The sequence below is a fragment of the Lactococcus sp. EKM203L genome, from assembly GCF_011800585.1.
Lineage (GTDB): Bacteria > Bacillota > Bacilli > Lactobacillales > Streptococcaceae > Lactococcus > Lactococcus lactis.
The window spans coordinates 326,906-351,668 of sequence record NZ_JAALEQ010000003.1 but is presented as its reverse complement, the minus strand read 5'-3'; the positions used below and the strand labels follow the sequence as shown (position 1 = coordinate 351,668).

Annotated in this window: 29 protein-coding genes and 1 riboswitch; of the genes, 26 read left to right on the top strand and 3 right to left on the bottom strand. The window is 36.1% G+C overall.

What is annotated here, in order from left to right; all coding sequences use genetic code 11:
• Positions 1–134: 134 nt before the first annotated feature.
• The 21 genes from rbfA to HFD15_RS07390 all read left to right on the top strand — a co-directional run bounded on the left by rbfA (position 135) and on the right by HFD15_RS07390 (position 17,646).
• Complete coding sequence (gene rbfA / locus HFD15_RS07490) at positions 135–494, top strand: 30S ribosome-binding factor RbfA (RefSeq protein ID WP_003132494.1); 360 nt, start codon at positions 135–137, stop codon at positions 492–494.
• Between the two features lie 178 nt (positions 495–672).
• Positions 673–1,620, top strand: a complete 948-nt coding sequence (manA, locus tag HFD15_RS07485; RefSeq protein WP_023188865.1) for a mannose-6-phosphate isomerase, class I — start codon at positions 673–675, stop codon at positions 1,618–1,620.
• Between the two features lie 417 nt (positions 1,621–2,037).
• On the top strand, positions 2,038–2,478 hold the full coding sequence (locus HFD15_RS07480) for a MarR family winged helix-turn-helix transcriptional regulator (protein ID WP_003132498.1): 441 nt from the start codon (positions 2,038–2,040) through the stop codon (positions 2,476–2,478).
• Complete coding sequence (locus HFD15_RS07475) at positions 2,478–3,455, top strand: beta-ketoacyl-ACP synthase III (RefSeq protein ID WP_021722947.1); 978 nt, start codon at positions 2,478–2,480, stop codon at positions 3,453–3,455. The genes HFD15_RS07480 and HFD15_RS07475 overlap by 1 nt, the downstream gene beginning before the upstream one ends.
• A 166-nt stretch (positions 3,456–3,621) precedes the next feature.
• Positions 3,622–3,843 (top strand): acyl carrier protein, encoded by a 222-nt coding sequence (locus HFD15_RS07470; RefSeq protein ID WP_003132501.1) that lies wholly within the window; start codon positions 3,622–3,624, stop codon positions 3,841–3,843.
• Positions 3,844–4,122: 279 nt separating this feature from the next.
• A complete protein-coding gene (fabD, locus tag HFD15_RS07465; protein WP_058208764.1) occupies positions 4,123–5,049 on the top strand; it encodes an ACP S-malonyltransferase in 927 nt (308 codons plus the stop codon).
• An 85-nt stretch (positions 5,050–5,134) separates the two neighbouring features.
• A complete protein-coding gene (gene fabG / locus HFD15_RS07460; protein WP_015426088.1) occupies positions 5,135–5,866 on the top strand; it encodes a 3-oxoacyl-[acyl-carrier-protein] reductase in 732 nt (243 codons plus the stop codon).
• 40 nt (positions 5,867–5,906) lie between these two features.
• Positions 5,907–7,136, top strand: a complete 1,230-nt coding sequence (gene fabF / locus HFD15_RS07455) for a beta-ketoacyl-ACP synthase II (RefSeq protein WP_011835565.1) — start codon at positions 5,907–5,909, stop codon at positions 7,134–7,136.
• Positions 7,137–7,142: 6 nt separating this feature from the next.
• Positions 7,143–7,610 carry an acetyl-CoA carboxylase biotin carboxyl carrier protein gene (gene accB, locus HFD15_RS07450; RefSeq protein ID WP_058203335.1) on the top strand — a complete coding sequence of 156 codons (468 nt, stop codon included), beginning with the start codon at positions 7,143–7,145 and terminating at the stop codon, positions 7,608–7,610.
• 126 nt (positions 7,611–7,736) lie between these two features.
• The gene (gene fabZ, locus HFD15_RS07445) at positions 7,737–8,171 is read left to right on the top strand and encodes a 3-hydroxyacyl-ACP dehydratase FabZ (RefSeq protein ID WP_003132511.1); all 435 of its coding nucleotides are present in this window, start codon (positions 7,737–7,739) and stop codon (positions 8,169–8,171) included.
• Between the two features lie 393 nt (positions 8,172–8,564).
• On the top strand, positions 8,565–9,932 hold the full coding sequence (gene accC / locus HFD15_RS07440) for an acetyl-CoA carboxylase biotin carboxylase subunit (RefSeq protein WP_003132515.1): 1,368 nt from the start codon (positions 8,565–8,567) through the stop codon (positions 9,930–9,932).
• A gap of 85 nt (positions 9,933–10,017) precedes the next feature.
• Positions 10,018–10,884, top strand: coding sequence for an acetyl-CoA carboxylase, carboxyltransferase subunit beta (gene accD / locus HFD15_RS07435; protein ID WP_167593356.1), 867 nt, complete (start codon positions 10,018–10,020; stop codon positions 10,882–10,884).
• Positions 10,877–11,671, top strand: a complete 795-nt coding sequence (accA, locus tag HFD15_RS07430) for an acetyl-CoA carboxylase carboxyl transferase subunit alpha (RefSeq protein ID WP_052062153.1) — start codon at positions 10,877–10,879, stop codon at positions 11,669–11,671. The genes accD and accA overlap by 8 nt, the downstream gene beginning before the upstream one ends.
• 128 nt (positions 11,672–11,799) lie before the next feature.
• Positions 11,800–12,942 carry a cystathionine gamma-synthase gene (locus HFD15_RS07425; RefSeq protein ID WP_167593355.1) on the top strand — a complete coding sequence of 381 codons (1,143 nt, stop codon included), beginning with the start codon at positions 11,800–11,802 and terminating at the stop codon, positions 12,940–12,942.
• 214 nt (positions 12,943–13,156) lie between these two features.
• The gene (gene cysK, locus HFD15_RS07420; protein WP_060416539.1) at positions 13,157–14,077 is read left to right on the top strand and encodes a cysteine synthase A; all 921 of its coding nucleotides are present in this window, start codon (positions 13,157–13,159) and stop codon (positions 14,075–14,077) included.
• A 228-nt stretch (positions 14,078–14,305) separates the two neighbouring features.
• A complete protein-coding gene (locus tag HFD15_RS07415; RefSeq protein WP_003132523.1) occupies positions 14,306–14,545 on the top strand; it encodes a CsbD family protein in 240 nt (79 codons plus the stop codon).
• A gap of 132 nt (positions 14,546–14,677) precedes the next feature.
• Positions 14,678–14,980 carry a rhodanese-like domain-containing protein gene (locus HFD15_RS07410; RefSeq protein ID WP_058208766.1) on the top strand — a complete coding sequence of 101 codons (303 nt, stop codon included), beginning with the start codon at positions 14,678–14,680 and terminating at the stop codon, positions 14,978–14,980.
• A gap of 10 nt (positions 14,981–14,990) precedes the next feature.
• On the top strand, positions 14,991–15,299 hold the full coding sequence (locus HFD15_RS07405; RefSeq protein WP_058208767.1) for a rhodanese-like domain-containing protein: 309 nt from the start codon (positions 14,991–14,993) through the stop codon (positions 15,297–15,299).
• On the top strand, positions 15,296–16,939 hold the full coding sequence (locus HFD15_RS07400; protein ID WP_058208768.1) for an FAD-dependent oxidoreductase: 1,644 nt from the start codon (positions 15,296–15,298) through the stop codon (positions 16,937–16,939). Before HFD15_RS07405 ends, HFD15_RS07400 begins: the two co-directional genes overlap by 4 nt.
• Before the next feature lie 26 nt (positions 16,940–16,965).
• A complete protein-coding gene (locus HFD15_RS07395) occupies positions 16,966–17,220 on the top strand; it encodes a metal-sensitive transcriptional regulator (protein ID WP_011835555.1) in 255 nt (84 codons plus the stop codon).
• A gap of 75 nt (positions 17,221–17,295) precedes the next feature.
• Entirely contained in the window at positions 17,296–17,646 is a 351-nt protein-coding gene (locus tag HFD15_RS07390) for an arsenate reductase family protein (protein WP_003132532.1), read from the top strand.
• Between the two features lie 166 nt (positions 17,647–17,812).
• Here HFD15_RS07390 and HFD15_RS07385 read toward each other — a convergent pair whose 3' ends face one another.
• The 3 genes from HFD15_RS07385 to HFD15_RS07375 all read right to left on the bottom strand — a co-directional run bounded on the left by HFD15_RS07385 (position 17,813) and on the right by HFD15_RS07375 (position 20,154).
• Positions 17,813–18,556: a DeoR/GlpR family DNA-binding transcription regulator gene (locus tag HFD15_RS07385; protein WP_017864323.1), complete on the bottom strand. Its 744-nt coding sequence runs from the start codon at positions 18,554–18,556 to the stop codon at positions 17,813–17,815.
• A gap of 94 nt (positions 18,557–18,650) precedes the next feature.
• Positions 18,651–19,214, bottom strand: a complete 564-nt coding sequence (locus tag HFD15_RS07380) for a GNAT family N-acetyltransferase (RefSeq protein WP_050428183.1) — start codon at positions 19,212–19,214, stop codon at positions 18,651–18,653.
• 82 nt (positions 19,215–19,296) lie between these two features.
• Positions 19,297–20,154: an exodeoxyribonuclease III gene (locus HFD15_RS07375; protein ID WP_167593354.1), complete on the bottom strand. Its 858-nt coding sequence runs from the start codon at positions 20,152–20,154 to the stop codon at positions 19,297–19,299.
• A 181-nt stretch (positions 20,155–20,335) separates the two neighbouring features.
• On the opposite strand from HFD15_RS07375, the gene metG reads away from it, so the two are divergent.
• The 5 genes from metG to HFD15_RS07355 all read left to right on the top strand — a co-directional run bounded on the left by metG (position 20,336) and on the right by HFD15_RS07355 (position 24,741).
• Entirely contained in the window at positions 20,336–22,324 is a 1,989-nt protein-coding gene (metG, locus tag HFD15_RS07370; RefSeq protein WP_058208769.1) for a methionine--tRNA ligase, read from the top strand.
• A gap of 136 nt (positions 22,325–22,460) precedes the next feature.
• Complete coding sequence (locus tag HFD15_RS14520) at positions 22,461–22,595, top strand: hypothetical protein (RefSeq protein WP_255457164.1); 135 nt, start codon at positions 22,461–22,463, stop codon at positions 22,593–22,595.
• A gap of 244 nt (positions 22,596–22,839) precedes the next feature.
• The gene (locus HFD15_RS07365) at positions 22,840–23,079 is read left to right on the top strand and encodes a DUF2829 domain-containing protein (RefSeq protein WP_058208770.1); all 240 of its coding nucleotides are present in this window, start codon (positions 22,840–22,842) and stop codon (positions 23,077–23,079) included.
• Positions 23,080–23,095: 16 nt separating this feature from the next.
• Positions 23,096–23,827, top strand: coding sequence for a 3-oxoacyl-ACP reductase (locus HFD15_RS07360; protein WP_023188849.1), 732 nt, complete (start codon positions 23,096–23,098; stop codon positions 23,825–23,827).
• Between the two features lie 301 nt (positions 23,828–24,128).
• Positions 24,129–24,234: riboswitch (PreQ1 riboswitch) on the top strand.
• Entirely contained in the window at positions 24,232–24,741 is a 510-nt protein-coding gene (locus HFD15_RS07355) for a QueT transporter family protein (RefSeq protein WP_167593353.1), read from the top strand. Its footprint overlaps the riboswitch before it by 3 nt.
• Positions 24,742–24,763: the final 22 nt, after the last annotated feature.

Genomic DNA, 24,763 nt, shown 5'->3' with positions numbered 1-24,763 from the left:
TTCACTGACTTCTAAGAAGGTGAACTCAGTTAAATAAAAGGTGAGGGTGACTGGTTAAAAATGATGAATTTTATTTAAGTTTATTGTTTCTGGGAGCTTTTACTCATTTTTAAACGAAAAAATAGGAGGAGAAAATGGGAAATTCTTTTCGTAGCGACCGTGTCGCTGTAGAAATTCAACGCGAAATCAATGATATTTTACGAAATAAAGTACGTGATCCACGTGTTCAAGATGTAAATATCACTGATGTTCAATTGACTGGTGATTTGAGTCAAGCGACTGTTTATTATAGCCTCTTGTCAAATCTTGCCTCTGATAATGAAAAAGCCGCAACTGCTTTGAAAAAAGCAACCGGACTTTTCAAAAGTGAATTGGCAAAACGCATGACCATTTTCAAAATTCCAGATTTAACTTTTGCAAAAGATGAATCTGTTGAATATGGTTCAAAAATTGATGAGCTTCTTCGTGGGCTTAACAATAAATCAGAATATTAATTAAAAAAGTTACTGACGAAAAAATTGAGTGTATTCTTTAGGTTGAATACATTCTGACAGTTCTGTCAGTAACTTTTTTTGTCATAAAAATACTGACAGAACTGTTCTAGATAAATTTTGTGATATAATAGACATTGTGAAATGAAAGCGAATAAAATCTGCTCATTTGGAGGAAATTATGAAAGAACCATTGTTTTTGAACTCAGTTTTGCAAGAAAAAATCTGGGGCGGCGACCATTTGAAAGAGTTTGGCTATGATTTGCCATCAGACAAAGTTGGTGAATATTGGGCTATTTCTGCTCATCCACATGGTGTGTCAACAATTGCTAATGGCGAATTTAAAGGTCAAAAACTTGACCAATTATACGCAAGTCACCGCGAATTGTTTGGTGATAGTAAAAAAGAAGTTTTTCCCTTACTAACTAAAATTTTAGATGCCAATGACTGGCTTTCTGTGCAAGTTCATCCAGATGATGAATATGGACAAAAACATGAAGGTGAACTTGGAAAAACTGAATGTTGGTACATTATTTCAGCTGAACCAGGTGCTGAAATTATCTATGGACATAATGCTAAATCACGTGAAGAATTAGCAGAAATGATTAAATCTGGTGATTGGGATCATTTGTTACGTAAGGTAAAAGTGAAAACAGGAGATTTCTTCCATGTTCCGTCAGGAACAATGCACGCAATCGGTGCTGGAATTGTTATTCTTGAAACACAACAATCTTCTGATACAACTTACCGTGTTTATGATTTCGACCGTAAAGATGACCAAGGAAATCTACGTGAATTACATATTCAACAATCAATTGATGTATTGAATATTCCGGGCGACAAAGTTCCTGAAAATCAAGTTAAAACTGAAAAATTTGCTGATGCAGAAATTACAACTCTTGTGAAATCAGATTTCTTTGATGTTTATAAATGGCAAATTCATGGTGACCATGAATTTACCAAAGTTGTAGATTACACTTTAGTTTCTGTACTTGATGGTCAAGGAAAATTAATAGTTGATGGAAATGAATATCCAGTTGAAAAAGGAGCTCATTTCATCTTACCAAGCAACATTGAAAAATGGAATTTGTCTGGTCAATTAGAAATTATTGCCAGCAATCCTGCCTAATGTATTCAAAAGTTACTGATGAAAACTTTAAATTTTCTGTCAGTAACTTTTTTTGTTGAAATTATTTCTGTCAGTAGTTTGGGAAGGCAAATTTTACTGACAGAAACTAATATTTTTTATAAAAATTGAGCAATGATGACGTTTTCTAAAAATTATTACTTGCAAATCATTCTAAAAAATAATATAATTTGATACAGAAAACCATTTGCAATATAAAAACAAATTGAGTTCATCTTGCGAGAAAGAAAAAATAGAATAATAAATCAGGGGGTAAGTTGATGATGTTTTTTTGCATCAGTTTATCCCCTATCTAAATGTAATAATAAAATTTCATAAGGGGGTTTTATTGATTTCAATTTCTTTTTTTTCGTAATGTCTAAAGTCGGACTCACATCTAAATAATGAAGAGGATGACAGATGAAAACAGATTTTGATAAGGTGAATGAATGGCTGATTCAACTCTTTCATGATTTTATGATATTAGAGGAGCAATTTTTAAAGGACTCAGCTTATTCAGATGTAACAGTAAAAGAATTACAAATTTTGACACTGGTTCATACGCTAGGAACTTGTCGTGCGACAGATATTGCCAAAAATCAAAAATTGGCCTTGTCAACAATTACAATTACCCTCAATCGATTAGAAGATAAGGGATATATTGAACGCAAGCGTTCTACAGCGGACAGACGAGTGACTCACATTATACTGACATCGAAGGGTGATGAGCTTTGTGCAACTCACCGTGAATTTTTCCATACGATTACAGATAATCTATTTGATAGCGTTTATGGAACTACTGAAAATAAATTGGCTGGTGAACTTGCAACCTTACACGATTCTTTGGAGAATATGAAATAATGACTTTTGCGAAAATTACGCAAGTGGCACACTATGTGCCTGAAAATGTGGTATCTAATGATGACTTGTCCAAAATAATGGATACTAATGATGAATGGATTTACAGTCGGACAGGAATTAAAAATCGCCATATTTCAACTGGAGAGAACACCTCAGACTTAGCAGCTAAAGTTGCTAAGCAGTTGATTAGCGATTCAAACTTAAGCCCAGAAACGATTGACTTCATCATTGTTGCTACAGTAACTCCGGACTCATTGATGCCTTCAACCGCGGCACGGGTTCAAGCTCAAGTAGGAGCAGTTAATGCTTTTGCTTACGATTTGACTGCGGCTTGTTCAGGCTTTGTCTTTGCTCTATCAACAGCGGAAAAATTAATTTCCTCAGGAGCATATCAACGAGGGCTTGTCATTGGCGCAGAAGTCTTTTCAAAAGTAATTGATTGGTCAGACCGATCAACTGCTGTTCTTTTCGGAGATGGAGCTGCTGGTGTGCTTATTGAAGCTGGCGCGAGTCAACCTCTGATTCTTGCTGAAAAAATGCAAACAGATGGAAGTCGTGGGAACAGTTTACTTTCTAGTTATGCTGACATCCAAACTCCATTTGCCTCTGTTTCATACGAAAGTTCAAACTTGAGTATGGAAGGGCGAGCAATTTTTGATTTTGCCGTACGTGATGTTCCTAAAAATATCCAGGCAACTTTAGAAAAAGCTAATTTGTCTGCTGAAGAAGTAGATTATTATCTCCTTCATCAAGCGAATTCAAGAATCCTTGATAAAATGGCTAAAAAGCTTGGTGTGACGCGCCAAAAGTTCCTTCAAAATATGCAAGAATATGGTAACACATCGGCAGCAAGTATCCCTATATTGTTGTCAGAATCCGTAAAAAATGGTATATTTAGTTTGGACGGTCAAACAAAAGTCGTCTTGACAGGATTTGGCGGTGGCCTCACTTGGGGTACAGCAATTATTAATTTATAAGAGCTTCAAAGTTTAGCAAGTTTTTCTTAAGTTGTCTATATAAGAAAACATTATCAGCTAACTTTGACTCACAAAAAGATTTTAAAAAATCTTCACTAACTAATGGTTATAAACCGCTTTGCGGATATAATATAAATATTTTCACTCAATTAAAGGAGAAAAAATTATGGCAGTATTTGAAAAAGTACAAGATATTATCGTTGACGAACTCGGTAAAGAAAAAGAAGAAGTAACACTCGAAACTTCATTTGAAGAGCTCGACGCTGATTCACTTGACCTTTTCCAAATCATCAATGACATCGAAGACGAATTCGACGTTGAAGTTGATACAGAAGCAGATATGAAAACAGTTGCTGACCTCGTTAAATACGTAGAAAACAACAAATAATTCGGGATGGGGGTGAAGCGAGCAAAGGAGTTGATTCTTTTGCGAATTTCGCCCCTTCTTTTCGTTGGACTAGTTCTATTTTCAAAATAGAATTCTAGTATAGGGGGCTCAGTAATGATATACTGAGCTTGTCCTATAATTTTCATATTGAAGAATGTCATTTTTTTTAAGATAAAAAACATTTTACAATACTAATAATTAACTTTATAAAAGAAAATACGAGGAATTCTAATTGACTGATTTTGAATCATTGATTCAAAAGGTTGATTACTATATATTATGACTAAAACAGCATTTTTATTCTCAGGTCAAGGGGCACAAAAGCTTGGAATGGCACGTGACTTATATGACCAATATGAAACAGTTAAAGCAACTTTTGATGAAGCAAGTCAAGCTTTAGGATATGATTTGCGAGCTTTGATTGATAATGATGAAGAAAAACTAAATGAAACAAAGTACACTCAACCTGCAATTTTAACAACCTCTGTTGCTATTTTACGTTTGTTAAGTGAGAATGGGATTAAACCTGACCTTGTTGCTGGTCTTAGTCTTGGTGAATATTCTGCCTTGGTAGCATCAGGAATCATTGATTTTCAAGAAGCAGTTAAGCTTGTAGCTAAACGTGGTCAATATATGACAGAAGCTGCACCGACTGGTTCTGGTAAAATGGTCGCTGTAATGAACACAGACCCAGCCTTGATTGAAGAAATTTGCCAGAAAGCGGCCGAATTTAAAGGCGGTATTGTGAGCCCAGCAAATTATAACACGCCCGCACAAATTGTTATTGGTGGTGAAGTTGAGGCGGTTGATTATGCTGTTGAGTTGCTAAAAGAAGCCGGAGTTCGTAAACTTATTGAATTAAAAGTTTCAGGACCTTTCCATACAGCAATTTTAAAACCAGCATCTGAAAAATTGGCTTTGGAACTTGATAAAATTGATCTTAGACCTTTTGAATTACCATTAATCTCAAATACGAGTGCTAAAGTAATGGAAAATGATGAAGTCAAAGGACTTTTGACGCGTCAAGTCATGGAACCAGTTCGTTTTTATGAATCTGTTGAAACAATGCAAAAACTAGGGGCGACTCGCTTTATTGAAGTTGGTCCTGGGAGAGTACTTTCAGGTTTCATTAAAAAAATTGATAAAAATGCAGAAATTGCTAATGTTGAAAATTTAGCTTCATTTGAAGCTTTGATTAATCAGTAAAATTGAAGAAAGGAATTGAGTTTGTCCTTTTGAAATCTTAGTACTAAAGTGCTAAAACTTCTTAGGCAGGCTCATATCTTAAATAATGGAAATTAAAAATAAAAATGTCTTTGTGACTGGTTCAACACGTGGAATTGGTAAAGCAATTGCGCTTCAATTTGCTAAAGCGGGTTCTAATCTAATTATTAATGGTCGTTCAGCAATTTCAGAAGAATTATTAGCTGAATTTACAGCCTATGGTGTTAAAGCAGTTGGTATTTCTGGTGATATTTCAAAATCAGAAGATGCAAAACGAATGGTTGCAGAAGCGATTGAAACTCTTGGTTCGGTAGATATTTTGGTAAACAATGCAGGGATTACTCGTGATGGATTATCTTTGAAAATGTCAGAAGAAGATTTTGAGTCTGTTCTTAAAATCAACTTGACTGGGGCTTTCAATATGACACAGGCTGTATTGAAACCGATGACCAGAGCTCGTTCTGGAGCAATTATTAATATCTCATCAGTTGTTGGACTTATGGGAAATGCTGGGCAAGCAAATTATGCCGCTTCAAAAGCAGGACTTATTGGTTTGACAAAATCAATTGCTAGAGAAGTTGCGGCACGAAATGTTCGTGTCAATGCTGTGGCTCCAGGATTTATTGAATCAGATATGACTGAAGTTCTTTCTGATAAAGTTAAAGATGCAATGAAGGGGCAAATTCCAATGAAACGTTTTGGAATGCCTGAAGAAATTGCAACAGCAACTCAATTCTTGGCTGAACAAGAATATATGACTGGACAAGTACTTACCATTGATGGTGGAGTTTCAATGTAAATTATTCATTGATAAATTTTAAAATTAAGAGGATAAAAATATGACAAATAGAGTTGTTATCACTGGTTATGGTGTAGTTAGTGCAATTGGAAATAGCCCAGAAGAATTTTGGAACAATCTTAAAGCTGGTAAAACTGGAATTGGTCCAATCACTCACTTTGATGCTGAAGCAACAGGGATTTCTGTTGCAGCAGAAGTAAAAGAATTTCCATTTGATAAATATTTCCAGAAAAAAGATGCACGACGCATGGATACTTTCTCACTTTATGCGGTTTATGCAGCACTTGATGCCATGGAAATGTCTGGTATTACAGAAGAAAATACTAATTTTGACCGTTTGGGCTGTATCATGGCTTCTGGGATTGGTGGACTTGAACAATCACAAAAAAATTCACAAGCCATTGTCGCTAAAGGCCCTCGTAAAGGGGTAGCACCACTCTACGTTCCACTTGCTATTGCTAATATGGCAACTGGTAACGTTGCTTTACGTACAGGTGCTCGTGGGGTTTCGCGTGCTGAAGTAACGGCTTGTGCGGCTGGTGCTAATTCAATTGGTTCAGCTTTCCGTGAAATTAAACATGGTTATGCTGATGCAATGATTGCTGGTGGTGCTGAAGCGGCTATTTGTGAACTTGGAATTGCAGGTTTTGCTAACTTGACTGCTTTGACTAAAGAAACTGACCCTGAAAAAGCATGTATTCCATTTGATAAAAATCGTTCTGGATTTGTAATGGGTGAAGGTTCTGGTGTATTGATTTTGGAAAGCCTTGAACATGCACAAGCTCGTGGCGCTAATATCTTGGCTGAGATTGTTGGATACGGAAATACAAATGATGCTTTCCATATGACAACTCCTTCAGGAGTGGGTGCTGAAAATGCGATTAAATTGGCTTTGGAAGAAGCTGGTGCAAGTCCAGCTGATGTTGATTACGTTAATGCACACGGAACTTCAACACATGCCAATGAAGAAACTGAAAGCAAAGCAATTCACAATGTAATTGGCGATAAAGCTTATGTTTCATCTACAAAAGCATTGCACGGTCATGCACTTGGTGCAACAGGTGCAATTGAAGCAGTGGCAACTGTTCAAGCACTTTTGAATCAATATGCACCAGTAAATGCTGGAACAACTGAACTTGATGAAGGAATGACAATTAATGTTGTTCTTGGTGAAGGTAAACCTGCTGATATTAATCTTGCATTGTCGCAAGACTTTGGTTTCGGTGGACACAATGCTGTATTGGCATTCAAGAAATGGACTGGAGAGTAAATAAAAATGAACATTTCAGAAGTAAAAGATTTGATGAACCAATTCAATGGTTCTACTTTACGTGAATTTTCTTGGAAAAATGCTGATGGTGAATTATCATTTTCTAAAAATGAAGGTCAAGCCCTTGTTGGAGCTCAAAGTGCTGCACCTACTGCACCTGCATTTACAGCTCAAAAAGCAACGCCAGTTGCAGAAAGTACAGAAGCGCCCGTAGCAAGTGAAGCGGCTGTTGAAGCTGAGGGTGAAGCAGTTACTTCTCCATTAGTGGGTGTAGCCTATCTTAAACCTTCACCAGATAAGGCTGAATTTGCCAAAGTTGGTGATTCAGTTAAAAAAGGTCAAACTTTGCTTATTATTGAAGCAATGAAAGTAATGAATGAAATTCCTGCACCAAAAGATGGAGTCATCACGGAAATTATGGTTTCTGGAGAAGATGTCGTTGAATTTGGTCAAGATTTGATGAGAATCAAATAAAAAAATTACTGACAAAGCTCAGTCAGTTTATCTTTGATGTAAAAGTTACTGACAGCTCTGGTTTAGGTGCCAGAGAATTTACTGACAAGTTCTGTCAGTGAATCTCTAAAAGAAAAGTGAGAATAAATGACTGAAGTAAACATTAATGTAACTGAAATTATGGAGGCTTTGCCTCATCGTTATCCATTTCTATTAGTCGATCGTGTGATTGATATTGCTGAGGATGAAATTACAGCAATTAAAAATGTGACGATTAATGAAGAATTTTTCCAAGGACATTTTCCACAATATCCAGTAATGCCAGGGGTTTTGATTATGGAAGCTCTCGCACAAGCGGCTGGTGTTTTAGAATTATCTAAACCTGAAAACAAAGGAAAACTTGTTTTTTATGCGGGAATGGACAATGTTAAGTACAAAAAACAAGTCACTCCCGGAGATCAATTGGTCTTACATGCTAAATTTATCAAACGTCGTGGTCCAATTGCGGTTGTTGAAGCAGAAGCAACTGTTGATGGAAAATTGGCGGCTAAAGGAACTTTGACTTTTGCCTTAGGGCGTTAGTGCTTTAGTACTTGCCTTTTTATCACTTGCTTTAGCAAGTAGAGAAAACGGACAGCGAAACGAAGTGGAGATAGGCTTATAACCATTACGACTAATCGCTTTAGCGATGTAGCGAGTATGGATTAAAGACGGTCAAGGTGACCTGATATCGAAGATGTCAGGTTGTGTCCTGCCTTAGGTAAATAGCTCATCTTCATTTAAAAATAATCATATTTTTTATGATTAAGAAACAAAAATTTATTTTAACCATAAGTTTTTTTACTTATGGTTAATTCGGACTTATTTTTATTTATCAAAAAATTGTTTTGTTGGGAATAACTTTCTTTTTTATCATTCCTTTCAAAACACCCATTGAGCAAAAGCTCGGGGTATTTTCCCATATGGAGAACATCTATGTTTAATAAAATTTTGATTGCCAATCGTGGCGAAATTGCTGTAAGAATTATTCGTGCAGCTCGTGAATTAGGAGTGGGTACAGTTGCCATTTATTCAACTGCAGACCGCGATGCTTTACATGTTCATTTAGCTGACGAAGCAATTTGTGTGGGCCCAGCTAGAAGTACTGAGTCTTATCTTAATATGAATAATATTCTGTCAGCTGCTGTGGCAACAGGCGCACAAGCGATTCACCCAGGTTTTGGATTCCTTTCTGAGAATTCAAAATTTGCTCGTCTTTGTGAAGAAATGAATATTAAATTTATCGGTCCGTCAGCAAAAGTTATGGATATGATGGGTGATAAAATCAATGCTCGTGCAGAAATGATTAAAGCTGGTGTTCCTGTAACACCGGGTTCTGAGGGCGAAGTTCATACCACTGATGAAGCAGTAAAAATTGCTGAAGAAATTGGCTATCCAATCATGCTTAAAGCATCAGCTGGTGGTGGTGGTAAAGGAATTCGTAAGGTTAATAATGTTGAGGAACTTGTTCCAGCATTTGAGGCAGCACAAGCGGAAGCACAAGCAGCTTTTGGTAATGGAGCCATGTTCATCGAACGAATGATTTTCCCAGCGCGTCATATTGAGGTTCAAATCTTAGGAGATAGTCAAGGAAATGTGATTCATCTTGGTGAACGTGATTGTTCATTGCAAAGAAATAATCAAAAAGTTCTTGAAGAATCTCCGTCAGTTGCAATTGGACACACTTTACGAAATGAAATAACAGCTGCGGCTGTTAAAGCTGCTCAGCATGTTTCTTATGAAAATGCGGGAACCATTGAGTTCTTACTTGATGAATCTTCTGGTAAGTTTTATTTCATGGAAATGAACACACGTGTTCAAGTTGAACATCCGGTCACAGAGTTTGTATCAGGTGTTGATATTGTAAAAGAACAGATTCGTGTAGCCAATGGCAATGAATTGTCTGTCAAGCAAGAAGATGTGACTTTTAGTGGACATGCGATTGAATGTCGAATTAATGCGGAAAATCCTAAATTTAATTTTGCACCAAGTCCAGGAAAAATTACTAATCTTTTCTTGCCAAGTGGTGGAGTTGGTTTGCGGGTTGATAGCGCTATGTACAGTGGTTACAGCATTCCGCCATATTATGATAGTATGATTGCTAAAGTCATTGTTCATGGTGAAAATCGTTTTGAAGCACTGATGAAAATGCAACGCGCCCTTCTTGAATTTGACGTTGAAGGGGTCATTACAAATGTTGATTTCCAACTAGAATTAATTTCTGACCCACATGTTGTGGCAGGAGATTATGATACAAGCTTCTTAGGAAATGTTTTCTTACCAGAATATCAAAAAGAAGATTAATCAATAGATTAGTGACGGAATTGTCAGATGGCTTACAATTCATCTGTCAGTAAAATTTATAAAAAAATGAGAAAAGGATGCAAAGATGGCTCTTTTCCAAAAGAAAAAATACATTAAAATTAATCCAAATCGTTCCATTATTGAAAAGCAAGCCGAGCAGCCAGAAGTTCCTGATGAACTTTTTGCCAAATGTCCTGCTTGTAAACATACGATTTATCAAAAAGATTTAGGAAAAAATAAAGTTTGTCCTAATTGTGATTACAATTTCCGAATTACAGCCAAAGAACGGTTAGCAATTGTTGCTGACAAAGATTCTTTTGTTGAAATGTTCACTGGAATCGAAAGCAAAAATCCCTTGGATTTTCCAGGTTATCCTGAAAAATTGGCGGCAACAAAAGCACGGACTGGTCTTGATGAGGCAGTTATGACTGGGACGGCCACAATTAAAGGGCAAAAAACGGCTTTGGCAATTATGGATTCGACTTTTATCATGGCTTCAATGGGAACTGTTGTTGGTGAAAAATTGACACGCTTATTTGAATATGCAACTACCGAAAAATTGCCGATTATTGTTTTTACGGCATCAGGTGGTGCAAGAATGCAAGAAGGAATTATGTCATTGATGCAAATGGCCAAAACTTCGGCTGCTGTGAAACGTCATTCAAAAGCAGGACTTTTTTATATTACAGTTTTAACTGACCCAACAACTGGAGGAGTGACAGCTTCATTCGCCAGTCTGGGAGATATTATTTTAGCTGAACCCCAATCTTTAATTGGTTTTGCTGGACGTCGTGTCATCGAACAAACCGTCCGTCAAACTTTACCTGATGATTTCCAAAAAGCTGAATTTCTTTTGAATCACGGTTTTGTTGATGCAATTGTTAAGCGGACTGAATTACGTCAAAAATTGGCACTTCTTTTAGAACTTCATACGGAGGTGGAAAATGTCTGAAACAATTGATTCACTGACAGGTGAAGTTTCACAAAAAAATATTGCTGACATTATTAATGAAGCACGAGCGGCTGACAGAATTTCGGCAAGAGATATTATTGACAAAGTTTTCACTGATTTCTTTGAATTACACGGCGACCGTCAGTTAACAGATGACGAAGCGATCGTCGGTGGAATTGCTCGCTTCAATAATCAAGCTGTGACCGTTATTGGAATTCAAAAAGGACGTAACCTTGCTGAAAATTTAGCTACTAACTTTGGACAACCAAGTCCGAATGGCTATCGTAAAGCGTTAAGACTGATGAAGCAAGCTGAAAAGTTTGGTCGTCCAGTCATTACGTTTATCAATACAGCTGGTGCTTATCCAGGAATTGAAGCAGAAGAACGTGGACAAGGTGAAGCAATTGCTAGAAACCTTTTGGAAATGTCTGACCTTAAAGTTCCAATTATTGCTTTCATCACAGGTGAAGGTGGTTCAGGAGGAGCATTAGCTCTTGCACTTGCCAATAAAGTATATATTTTAGAAAATGCTGTTTATTCAGTACTTTCTCCAGAAGGTTTTGCGACGATTCTCTGGAAAGATGGTTCACGTCGTGATGAAGCGGCTGAATTGATGAAAATTACAGCGCCACATCTTTTAGAAATGGGTCTTGTTGATGCTATTATTTCTGAGGAAAATCTGATTGATAACCTCAAGAGACAACTGACAGAATCACTTGGTGAATTGTCATTACTGACAGAAATAGAATTGGCAGAACAACGCTACGAAAGATTTAGAAAATATTAAAAAACGAAGGATGTCCTTCGTTTTTTTATACATAAAAAAAGTTAATTCTGCTATAAAAAAATCTTATAGCACTGGGCACACTTTCGTGATATCTTTATATTAGATTGAAAATAGAAAGAAAAGGGCCAATGACAAGTATAAAAACGAAAGTAATTCATGGTGGTATTTCAACAGACAAGACAACAGGAGCAGTATCTGTTCCGATTTATCAAACGTCAACTTATAAACAAAACGGACTTGGACAACCTAAAGAATACGAATATTCACGTTCTGGAAATCCAACGCGTCATGCTTTGGAAGAATTAATTGCAGATTTAGAAGGTGGTGTTCAAGGATTTGCATTTAGTTCAGGACTTGCTGGAATTCATGCGGTTCTTTCGCTATTTTCTGCAGGAGATCATATCATTTTAGCTGATGATGTTTATGGTGGAACTTTCCGTTTGATGGATAAAGTGCTGACAAAGACAGGGATTATTTATGATTTAGTTGATTTGAGTAATCTTGATGACTTGAAAGCGGCTTTTAAAGAAGAAACGAAAGCTATTTATTTTGAAACTCCTTCAAATCCTTTATTAAAAGTTTTGGACATTAAGGAAATTTCAGCAATTGCTAAAGCTCATGATGCCTTAACACTGGTGGATAATACCTTTGCGACACCGTATTTACAACAACCAATTGCTTTAGGAGCTGATATTGTTTTGCATTCCGCAACGAAATATTTAGGTGGACATTCAGATGTAGTGGCAGGACTAGTTACAACCAATTCAAAAGAACTCGCCAGCGAAATTGGCTTTTTACAAAATTCAATTGGGGCGGTTCTTGGACCACAAGACAGCTGGTTAGTGCAAAGAGGTATTAAAACACTTGCGCTTCGGATGGAGGCTCATTCGGCAAATGCTCAAAAAATTGCTGAGTTTTTAGAAACTTCTAAAGCCGTCTCAAAAGTTTATTATCCAGGTCTTAATAGCCATCCGGGGCCTGAAATTGCTAAAAAACAAATGTCTGCCTTTGGAGGGATGATTTCATTTGAATTAACGGATGAAAATGCCGTCAAAGATTTTGTTGAAAACTTGAGCTATTTTACGTTGGCTGAATCACTAGGTGGCGTTGAATCTTTAATTGAAGTGCCAGCAGTGATGACTCATGCTTCTATTCCAAAAGAACTTCGTGAAGAAATTGGGATTAAGGATGGCCTAATTCGTCTATCAGTAGGGGTTGAAGCAATTGAAGATTTACTGACAGATATCAAAGAAGCACTTGAAAAAAAATAATTTTACTGACAGACTTGTAAGCAAATCTTACGACTCCTTTCTCCCTCGCTTTAACAGCTCACATTGGTCCTGTTGAACTGACAGAAAAATTAGACAGTAGAAATTGAAAGTAATTTACTGACAGAAGTGCATACAATTCATCTATCTCCCGCCTCAAGCGCTCATTTGGTTGACTTGAACTGACACAAAGCTGTCAGTAATTTAGGAATTAATTATGGTAAAAATTGTTGAAAATATTACTGAATTAGTTGGAAATAGTCCAATTATCAAACTAAAAAATGGTCCAGAAAATGGAGCAGAAATTTATTTAAAACTTGAATATTTTAATCCTGGAGGTTCAGTTAAAGACCGGATTGCTTTACAAATGCTTCGGCAAGCCGAAGCAGATGGTCGCTTAAAAAAGGGAGGAACGATTGTTGAACCTACCTCTGGGAACACAGGAATTGGACTTGCCATGGCTGGTGCAGCTTTAGGCTATAATGTGGTTATTATCATGCCTGATAGTTACTCAAAAGAGCGTCGTCAGCTTATTCAAGCTTATGGAGCAGAATTGATTTTGACTCCAGCAGCTGATGGCATCAAAGCTGCCATTGATTTAGGTCAAAAATTAGTTGAAGAAAATGGTTGGTTTATGCCAATGCAATTTGAAAATCCAGCTAATTTAAAAGCCCATGAATTAACGACTGGTCCAGAAATAATTGAAGCATTTGGTGAAAATGGCCTGGACGCATTTGTTGCTTGTGCAGGCACTGGGGGTACAATTTCTGGCGTTTCTCACTATCTTAAAAGTCAAAATTCTAAAATCAAAACTTTTGTTGTCGAACCGGCAGAATCACCAATTTTAACAGGAGGTGAGAGTGGTCCACACCGCATTCAAGGAATTGGTATTCCATTTATGTCACCAAATTTAGATACGAAAGCTTATGATGGTGTAATTGATGTAACAAGTGATGAGGCTTTAGAGACCGCACGAAAAATAGGCAAAAGCGAAGGATTTTTAGTAGGTATATCTTCTGGCGCAGCAATTTGGGCAGCTTATGAATTGGCAAAAAAACTTGGCAAAGGTCAAAAAGTTCTCGCACTTTGTGCTGACAATGGTGAGCGCTATCTTTCAACAGAACTCTATGATTATTAAAACTTGGAATTTTCCAAGTTTTTTTTGTCTTATGAGCAGTTTTCTGTACTTTTTGAGCTACGGATGTTAGAATGAGAATAGATTAAGAAGATTAAAGGAGGGGAAATCGTAAATTATTGGTTGTCAGTCAATGATTGACAAATTTAACTGATTTAGTTTTTCTAACAAATTATTATGAAACTTTCATGATAATAAAAGAAAAAATCGCAATTACTAGGAGGATTTAAAATGGCTTTAAATGACAAACTTGATGCAACAAAAGATAAAGTAAGTGGAAAAGTTAAAGAAACCACAGGTAAAGTAACTGGTGATGAAAAACTAGAAGCTAAAGGTAAAACAGAAGGACTTATGGGAAAAGCTAAAGAAGGCTTGGAAAATATCAAAGACAAAGCTTCTGACCTAGCTGAAGATGTTGCAGAAAAATTTAATGATACGGTTGACTCTGTCAAACATAAAAACGAGAAATAATTGAATTTCTCAAAATTAAGCAAAACCTAAGTGATTTAAAACTTAGGTTTTTTCATTTGGAAATATTAAACTTGACTTATATACCCTTGGGGGTATATAATTATTATAAATCAAATAATCAAGAGGTGAAAAATGCAAACAATTGACATAAGTGAATTAGAATTACTGACAGAAAGTGAAAATCCAGTAATTGTAGATGTAAGAGAAGATTTTGAGTATAACAGTGGTCATGTTCCTAATGCCAAAAATATTCCATTGAGTCAACTAGAAGAAAGATATGCAAAAATTACTGACGGAACTTATCTTATCTGTCAGTCAGGTGCTCGTTCAGCTAGGGCCTGTCAGTATCTTTCGACAAAAGGAATTGATACTATAAATATTTCAGGCGGTACCATTGCTTGGAATGGCCCCTTAGAATTTACTGACAGACTTTAGAGAGAGAACAATGTTTGAATTTTTTAAGAAAATAAAAAGTATCAGTCCAGCAGAAGTAAGTACTGAATTAAAAAAAGGAACACAATTAATTGATGTAAGAGAAGCTCATGAATTTCAAAATGAACATATAAAAGGCGCTCGAAATATCCCTTTAAGTAAATTGAGAGAACATGTTCTAGCCAAAAACAAAAAGTATTTATTAATTTGTCAGTCGGGAATGCGGTCAAAAAAAGCCTACAAAATATTAAACAAAGCTAATTATGATGTGACAAACGTAAATGGAGGAATACGAGCTTGGAGAGGAAAAATTAAAAAATGACAGAAAAAATATTAATTGTTGGCGGAGTTGCGGGTGGAATGTCAGCTGCAACCCGTTTGCGACGTCTTAACGAAAATGCAGAAATCATCGTTTTTGAAAAAGGCCCTTACGTTTCGTTTGCCAATTGTGGCTTACCTTACTATGTGGGGGGAGAAATTGCAGAGCGAGAAAAGTTAATTGTTCAATCTGCTAAAGCTCTAAAAAACCGTTTTAACCTAGAGGTGCGCGAAAATTCTGAAGTTATTGCGATTGATAGTGAAGGAAAGAAAGTGACTGTAGTTTCAAACGGCGAAAGCTATGTTGAAAGCTATGATAAATTGATTCTTTCACCAGGGGCTAAACCCTTAATTCCACAAATCAAAGGTTTGAACCAAGCGACAAATGTTTTTAGCTTACGAAATATTCCTGATGTGGATAAAATAATGACCTATTTGAAAGCCAAAGCTCCTAAAAGTGCAACAATTATTGGTGCTGGTTTTATCGGCTTAGAAATGGCTGAAAATCTTGCTAAACGAGGGTTAAGTGTCACAATCGTCGAAAAAGCACCACATGTTTTACCAACCATTGATCGCGAAATGGCAGCTTTTGTCAATGAAGAATTAATTAAAAATAATCTTTCAGTAATGACAAATAGAGGAGCTGTCGAATTTAAAAATGACGAAATTTTGTTAGATAATGGTGAAAGTCTGCAATCGGATTTAACGATTCTTTCTGTGGGAATTCAGCCAGAAACGAGTCTAGCTAAAAGTGCGGGCATCAAATTAGGACTAAGAAATGCAATTCTTGTTGACGAACATTATGAAACATCGGTTAAGGATATTTACGCAGTAGGCGATGTTATTGTTGTCAAAAATCAATTAGGGCAGGATGCTTTAATTTCATTGGCTTCTCCAGCTAATCGTCAAGGGCGTCAGGTAGCTGATATCATTAGTGGATTACCAATTAAAAATCGCGGTTCACTTGGAACGGCCATTGTCCGTGTTTTTGATTTGCAAGTGGCAAGTACAGGCCTTTCTGAGTTTCAGCTTAGAGGTTTAAAGATTAATCATAAAATTGTTCATGTCACGGCAAATAATCACGCGGGATATTATCCAGATGCGACTTCAATTGTTTTGAAATTAATTTTTGAACCAGAAAGTGGACAAATATTTGGTGCGCAAGCAATTGGTAAAGAAGGAGTAGATAAAAGAATTGATATTTTATCTACGGCTATCAAAGCAAAACTAACCGTTTTTGATTTACCAGAATTGGAATTGACCTATGCCCCTCCTTTTGGTTCAGCCAAAGACCCAGTAAATATGGCTGGCTATGCCGCAATAAACCTTCTCTTGGGGCAATCAGAAAATATTCAGTGGCATGAACTTGCGGCTGAATTAGCAAAAGGGAAAGTCTTACTTGATGTGAGAAATCCAAATGAGTTGGCAAAAGGGAAATTTAAAAATTCTCAAAATATTCCGCTTGATGACTTACGTGAGCGGCTAAATGAACTCGATAAAAAGACTGAATATATTGTTAGCTGCCAGTCAGGACTTCGCTCTTACAATGCAGAACGTATTCTAAAACAAGAGGGCTACAAAGTGAAAAATTTGGATGGTGCCTTTGGATTATACAGCAAAGTTACCAAGGAATTACTTGATTAGGGAGCGAAACAAGAAAAGGATGACTGATGAAAAAATATGACAAAAAAATGGAAAATCGCTTGAAACGAGCGACAGGACAACTCACAGGAATACTTAAGATGATGGAATCTGGAGAGGAATGTATTGATGTTGTGACTCAATTAACTGCTGTTCGCTCTAGCTTAGATAGCCTGATTGGTCTAATCGTAGCTGAGAATCTCAAAGAACTTTTACTGGATAAAGAAGTGACTGACAAGGAAGAAAAACTCGAACAAGCTATAAAATTAATCATTAAAAAATAGATTTTTCATAGAAAATTGGACCAAAAAATCCCTTTTTAATATGCTATAATAAAATTAAAGCATAAGGAGGATAAGATGTACGATTTTTATTGGTATCCAAAGTGTTCAACTTGTAGAAAAGCTAAAGCAAAGTTAGATGAACTTGGAATAGATTATCAAGCGATTGATTTGAAGGAAACCCCACCGAGTCAAAAAAACTTTGAGAAATGGTTTAAAGAAGCAGATTTTCCCATCAAAAAGTTTTTCAATACAAGTGGTTTAGTTTATCGTGACTTAAATCTTAAAGATAAGTTAGCAACATTATCTGAAAAAGAAATGGCAGAACTTCTTTCGTCAAATGGAATGCTTATCAAACGTCCATTACTAGTGAAAAATGGTCAAGTTCAACAGATTGGTTTTAAAGAATCATCTTATGAAAAAATATAAAAAAATGAGTTGGTTAGACTCATTTTTTTATGTAATAATATTTAAATCTTAGGAGATTCCAAAAAAAGCAAAACTTTCAAACGAAAGTATAATTCTTTCTTATGAAGAAAATATATCATATTTTAGAAAATCTGTCAATAAAAAAATGGACATTGTCCATTTTTAATTAGATAGTAGTAACCTTTATTTTTTTCAAATCGAGAATTTTTTGACTTTCTGCATTGATTGACTTGTCAGTAAAAACTTGGGAAATTTCAGGGAATGAAAAACAGGTGACAGTTCCATTTTGGTTGAATTTAGAAGCATCAGTTAAAATAATCACTTCCTTAGCCGCAGCAGCCATGACATGAATGGCTTCACTACGAGCGAGATCATTACTTCTAAAACCGCGGACGGGGTCAAAACCATCAATACCGATAAATAATTTATCAACGTAAAATTCATCAACCACCTTTTTTATCAGAGGTCCAACGTTGACCTGTGAATTATTTTGATATTCTCCTCCTAATAAAATTACCTTTACCGAGTCGGATTTACGAATATAATTGGCAATAAAAACAGAGTTAGTGATGATAGTGACATTTTTTCGATTAAAGGCTAACTCTTCGGCAAGCAAAGCGCAAGTAGAACCAGATTCAATCATTACTGTATCCCCATCAAGAATATTTTCAGCAGCTTTGACAGCAATTTTTCGCTTTAAATCATAGTTTTTAGCTAAACGAAAATTGATATCATCTGTATTATTAATCAAAGCAAAACCGTGCTGGCGATTAATAATTCCTTTCTCTTCAAGTTTATCAAGGTCTTTTCTAATCGTTACGTTTGAAACATTAAGGAGTTGTGAAAGTTGATTGACTTCAATTTTTTTATAATCACTCACAATGCGAATGATTTCGTCAGAACGGGACATTTAGTAGCCTTTCGTCATCTTTTTTTATATTTTAAGACTACCACAAAAATCTAAAAAAATAAACCTTTTTATTAGAAAACCTTTCGTTCGTAAGTCAATGAAGTAAGTCATACTCATCTCTAGTAATTGCCCAATAGTCTGTAAGAAGAGGATTTTCAAACTTAGGAAAGTAAGAATAAACCTTTCCTAAGTGTTTCATTCCTAACTTCTCCATGACCCGTCCAGACTTTGCATTTTCTGTAAAATGTTTAGCTTGAATAACTTTAACTTCTAATTTATCGAAAGAAAGCGCCAAAAGACATTCAGCAGCTTCTGGCATAATCCCTTTTCCCCAATGGTCTTGATTTAAAATCCAACCCAGTTCGACTGTTTTTTCATTGATAGGATTAAGAAAAATTTCACCAATGAGCTGACCTGAAGTTTTTTCAACAATCCCCCAATGATAGAGGCTGTTAGGCAGAAAAAACTTGGCAATTGTGGCTTTAGTTGTTTCTATGGAATCATGTGGTTCAAAGCTAGTAAAACGAGCAACTTCAGGATTAGAAGCATAGTTAAACATTTCTTGGGCATCCTCAAGTTGTAATTTTCTAAGTATCAAGCGTTCAGTTTCTAAGGTCTGATGCTCTGCTAAAACTAAATTTTTATTAACCATAAACATGTTCTCCTCAACTATTTTTACTCAATTATAGTCTCTATTTGTTTTATTGACAATAAAAAAGAACCTTTAAGGTTCTTTTATTTTAGAGTTCAAATTCTAAGAGAATGGGTACGTGGTCTAAACGTTCACCAGAATCAAGGGGTTCAGAAACTTTAACTGCTTGGGCAAGACGATTGGAAACCAGCCAGTAGTCAATTCTCCAACCTGAATTATTTAGTTTTGAAGTTTTTGCACGTTGGGCAAACCAAGTATAAATACTACGTCCTTCTTCATAAAATTTCTCAACTTGACCATGGAGTTGACGAAATGTATCAGTAAATCCAGCCTCTAAAAGTTGACCAAATTTTTCACGTTCTTGATCAGTAAATCCAGCTGAGTTGTGATTACCACGGGGATTGGCTAAGTCGATTTCTGTATAGGCTGTATTGAAATCTCCACAAGCAAAGACTGGTTTTTGAGCATCAAGGCTTGTGAGATAGTCACGATAGTTATCATCCCAAATTCCACGTAAATCAAGTCGTGTCAGACCTTCTTGCGCATTTGGTGTATAAACCGTAGTGACAAAGAAGTCAGGAAATTCAAGGGTGATGATTCGACCTTCGGCATCCATAGGTTCAGGAGCATCAATTTCAGGAAAAGTGATAGCTGGTTCTGGTAGAGTTTCTTTATAAAGAATCATTGTTCCAGAATATCCTTTACGAGCAGGTTCTACTGATGAACGCCAGACGATTTTATAACCTTTAAACAGTTCTTCCAAAACTTCCAAATGAGCTTTTTTAGGTCCAGTAGAAGGAAGTTTGGTTTCTTGAATGGCTAAAACGTCTGGTTGTGCTTGGGCAAGATTTTTAACAACAGCAAGAGAAAGGGCAGCACGTTCTGAGGTTCCAGTCAATGCAGCATTGAGTGAGTCAATATTCCATGAGATAAATTTATAGTTCATAATCGTTCCTTTATTTTTTAAAAGAATTTCCAAAGAGCTGTGACTTAAAGGAATTCTTAACTTTTCTATGATAATTATAACAAACTTAATCAGACAATGCGATTTTAGAGGTTTTTTGGTATAATATTTAGATGAGAATCTTCTCAAATATCGAGCCTCATTTGCTCGGAAAGAGGAAAATATGACAGAAAACAAAACTTTTTACATTACAACCCCAATTTATTATCCATCAGGTAAGTTGCATCTTGGTAGTTCTTACACAACTATTGCTTGCGACGTGCTTGCTCGTTACAAACGTTTGATGGGCTTTGATACTTTTTATTTAACAGGGCTTGATGAACACGGAATGAAAATTCAACGAAAAGCCGAAGAATTGGGAATGACTCCTAAAGAATACTTGGACCCAATGGCGGCTGATGTTCAAGAATTATGGAAAAAATTGGATATTTCTTATGATAAATTTATCCGTACTACAGACACTTATCATGAAGAAGCCGTAGCGAAGGCTTTTGAACAGTTATTGGAACAAGATGATATTTATTTGGGAAAATATGCGGGTTGGTATTCTGTTTCTGATGAAGAGTTTTTCACTGAAACACAACTTGAAGAAATTTTCCGAGATGAATCTGGAAATATTACTGGTGGCATTGCACCTTCTGGTCATGAAGTGGAATGGGTTGAAGAAGAAACTTATTTCTTCCGCATGGGAAAATATGCTGACTGGCTTTTACAATATTATGATGAACATCCAGATTTTATTCAACCTGAGGTTCGTAAAAATGAAATGGTCAATAATTTCATCAAGCCAGGTCTAGAAGATTTGGCTTTGACACGGACAAGTTTTACTTGGGGAATTCCTGTCCCTTCTAATCCTAAGCATGTGGTCTACGTGTGGTTTGATGCTTTATTGAACTATATTACAGCGCTCGGCTATAATTCTGACAATGACAGTAATTTTAAAAAATACTGGCCTGGAATTAATATGGTTGGTAAAGAAATTGTTCGTTTCCATACGATTTACTGGCCAATTATGCTTCATGCTCTAGGTTTACCTGCTCCTAAAAAGATTTTCGGACATGGATGGCTCTTGATGAAAGACGGAAAAATGTCTAAATCAAAAGGGAATGTTGTTTATCCTGAGATGTTGATTGAACGTTATGGCCTTGATGCGGTTCGTTATTATTTGATGCGTGCGATTTCTTTTGGACAAGATGGAATTTTCACTCCAGAAGACTTTGTTGGACGTATTAATTTTGATTTGGCCAATGATTTGGGGAATTTGTTGAATCGTACCGTGTCAATGATTAACAAATATAATGACGGAAAAATCGAAGCAACTGGAGTTTCGACTGAATTTGATGCAAGTTTGGAAGAAGTGGTTGAAGAAACAATCAGTCATTTCCATAAAGCAATGGATAAATTTGAATTCAACGTAGCTTTGGCTGATGTTTGGACATTGATTTCAAGAACAAATAAATATATTGATGAAACAGCACCTTGGGTCCTTGCAAAATCAGAAGATGACAAAGCAAAATTGAATAATGTTTTGTATCATTTGGCAGAAAATTTACGGATTGCAGGTGCACTATTACAACCATTTATGCGTGCAACATCAGGTAAAATCTTTGAGCAATTGGGAATGGATGAAAGATCATTTTCACTTGAAAATCTTTCTTTTGGCTATTCATTTACTCATCCTGTAGTAGCAAAAGGTCAACCTATTTTCCCACGTCTTGATGTGGAAGAAGAGGTTGCTTATATCCAATTACAAATGGCTGGCGGCGTATTGCCAGAAAAAGAGTGGGTCCCTGAAGAAGTTGAATTGAATTTAACTTTACCACAAATTAAATTTGATGATTTTGAAAAAATTGAACTAAAAGTTGCCGAAGTTCTTGAAGTGGAATCTGTTGAAGGTTCTGATAAATTGTTGAGATTTAAATTGGATGCTGGTGATTCTGAACCACGTCAAATCTTGTCAGGAATTGCACAATTTTATCCAAATGAACAAGAATTAGTAGGTAAAAAATTACAAATCGTAGCCAATTTGAAACCACGTAAAATGATGAAAAAATACGTTTCACAAGGAATGATTTTGTCAGCCGAATTTGATGGAAAATTGCGTGTCTTGACCGTTGATGATGATGTTCCTGCTGGTTCATTGATTGGGTAAAATTAATTAGACAATAAAAAATGTGAAAGATTTGTTATCTTTCACGTTTTTTTACGTATAGTATATCAGGAGAGAAATCTCTTAGTGTTCACTTGATTTCATGCGCCCTGACAAATTCTAGATGGAGGAGGTGCCTATGAAGACAAGGTATTTCCTTGGTTATGGAGAGGATTTCATGCTAGCGGTACTTGGGATGATTATTGAAGTTTTGAACTTCGTAATTAATCTAGTCAGGCTCTGGCTTGAAATTAAAAAAACTAATCGCAATTAGCGATTAGTCCCACCATAACCAAGTTTGAACACGCGGTCTGTTAGCGCAGACCGTTTTTTTGCGTGTTGCAATTTGTTGAACTTATTATAGCACAAAATTTTAAGGGGAACAAATAGAGTATAATTTTTTGAGGACTATTATCAGTTGAATCTATCGGATAATTAAAACTGGTTTTCATTTATCAAAAACCTCTCGAACTTTGTTATAATAAATTCAGTATGTTTTAAACAATATGGAGGAAAAAATGATTTTTGAAGAAGCATTAGCTTTACTTAAAGCTGGGAAAAAAATAGTCAGAACACAAGGCTGGTCTGGTGCCGAAAATTATGTTAAACTCTATGATTCGATTGTTTTAGAATCTGGTGAGAAGTTGGAAGTTACCCCTTATTTCTTGATTAATGTCTCGGGAGAGGGTGAAGGTTTTTCAATGTGGGCCCCAACGCCTTGCGACGTTTTGGCTGATGATTGGGCCTTGGTTGAATAGATAGATAGGCTACAAAATGAAATTTTCTGGGAAAAAAGTGCTAATTACAGGTGCTGCCAGTGGTATTGGCTTGGCTCAAACAAAAGTATTTTTAGCCGAAGGCGCAGAGGTTGTTGCTGTGGACTTACAAGAATTTACTGACGAATCTGTCATTAATTCAAAAAATCTGTCAGTAAAAATTCTTGATGTTTCCGATGCTCAATCAGTTGAAAAATTGGCTGACGAAGTGGGAAGTATTGATGTTTTACTCAATACAGCGGGCGTTTTGGATGCTTATAAAACTTTGGAAGAAACTGACTTTGCAGAATGGCAACGAATTTTATCAACGAATCTCAATTCGATGTATTTGATGATTTCAGCATTCTTGCCAAAAATGAAAGCTCAAAAATCAGGCGTAATTATCAATATGGCTTCGGTTGCTGGCTTGGTTGCCGGTGGTGGTGGCGTCGCTTATACGGCCAGTAAACATGCCATTGTTGGGTTGACAAAACAGTTAGCTTTGGATGAAGCGCAACACGGGATTCAAGTAGCAGCCATCGCTCCAGGTGCCATCAATACACCGATGAATGCGGCTGATTTCACTGAAAATAATGGTCAGATGGCTCAATGGGTAGCTGATGAGACACCAGCTAAACGATGGGCTAGTCCTCGCGAAGTGGCTGATTTGACCCTCTTTTTAGCAAGTCCACAAGCCTCTTATATGTCAGGAGCAATTGTCCCGATTGATGGTGGCTGGACAATCAAATAAAAGATATTGAAAGACTTATCAGCATGTTGGTAAGTCTTTTATTTATTGTGGGAAAGTCTGTATTAACTACAAAAGTACTGACAGACTTGTTGATTTTTACTGATAAGTTGTTCAATTGCTTGTTTTCTGTGAAAAAATTTCTGTCAGTAATTTTTTTGCTTTTTTGTTGGCAGGATATTCCGATGCTCCTGTTAGAATTTCTATCGAGTACAAAGAATGATTCCTTCGTTAGTAAAAATAATGCCCAAATAATAATTAGATGAAAGCAAATATTTGTCAATCCTTTTCATTTCGCAAAAAATCTGCTAAAATAAAAACGTTGCTCAATAGTGAGTTAACCCTTGAGCCTTCATCCCTTTGCTCAAGCATATTATAGGCGAATTTTGTCGCCAAAGGAGAACCTTTTGAAAAAATCAAAAACTTATGATATTGTTACAATCGCAATTGTTGCGGCCCTGTATGTTATTCTAACGATGACACCAGGTTTGAGCGCAATTTCTTACGGACCTATTCAATTTCGAGTGTCAGAAATGTTGAATTTTACAGCCTTCTTCAATAAAAAATATATTATTGCGGTGACAATTGGTTGTATGACTTCAAACTTTTTATCTTTCACTTGGGTAGATGTGATTGTCGGTGGTTTGTCAACTTTAGTATTCTTAAGTCTTGGTGTCCTTTTGTTTGACCGCTTTAAAAAAGATTATTTTTGGAATGGTCAGTTAAATAAAGCATTTTTCTTTTTTGCAATTTTCTTTTCGATAAGTATGTTCACCATTGCTCTTGAATTAAAATTTGTCGCAGGAACACCATTTTTGCTGACCTGGGGGACATTAGCTCTAGGTGAATTTGCCAGCTTATTTATCGGGGCATTTGTCATGGATAAATTAGGTAAAAGAGTTGATTTGAGTCGTTAAATAAATGAAAAGCAGCTCAGGC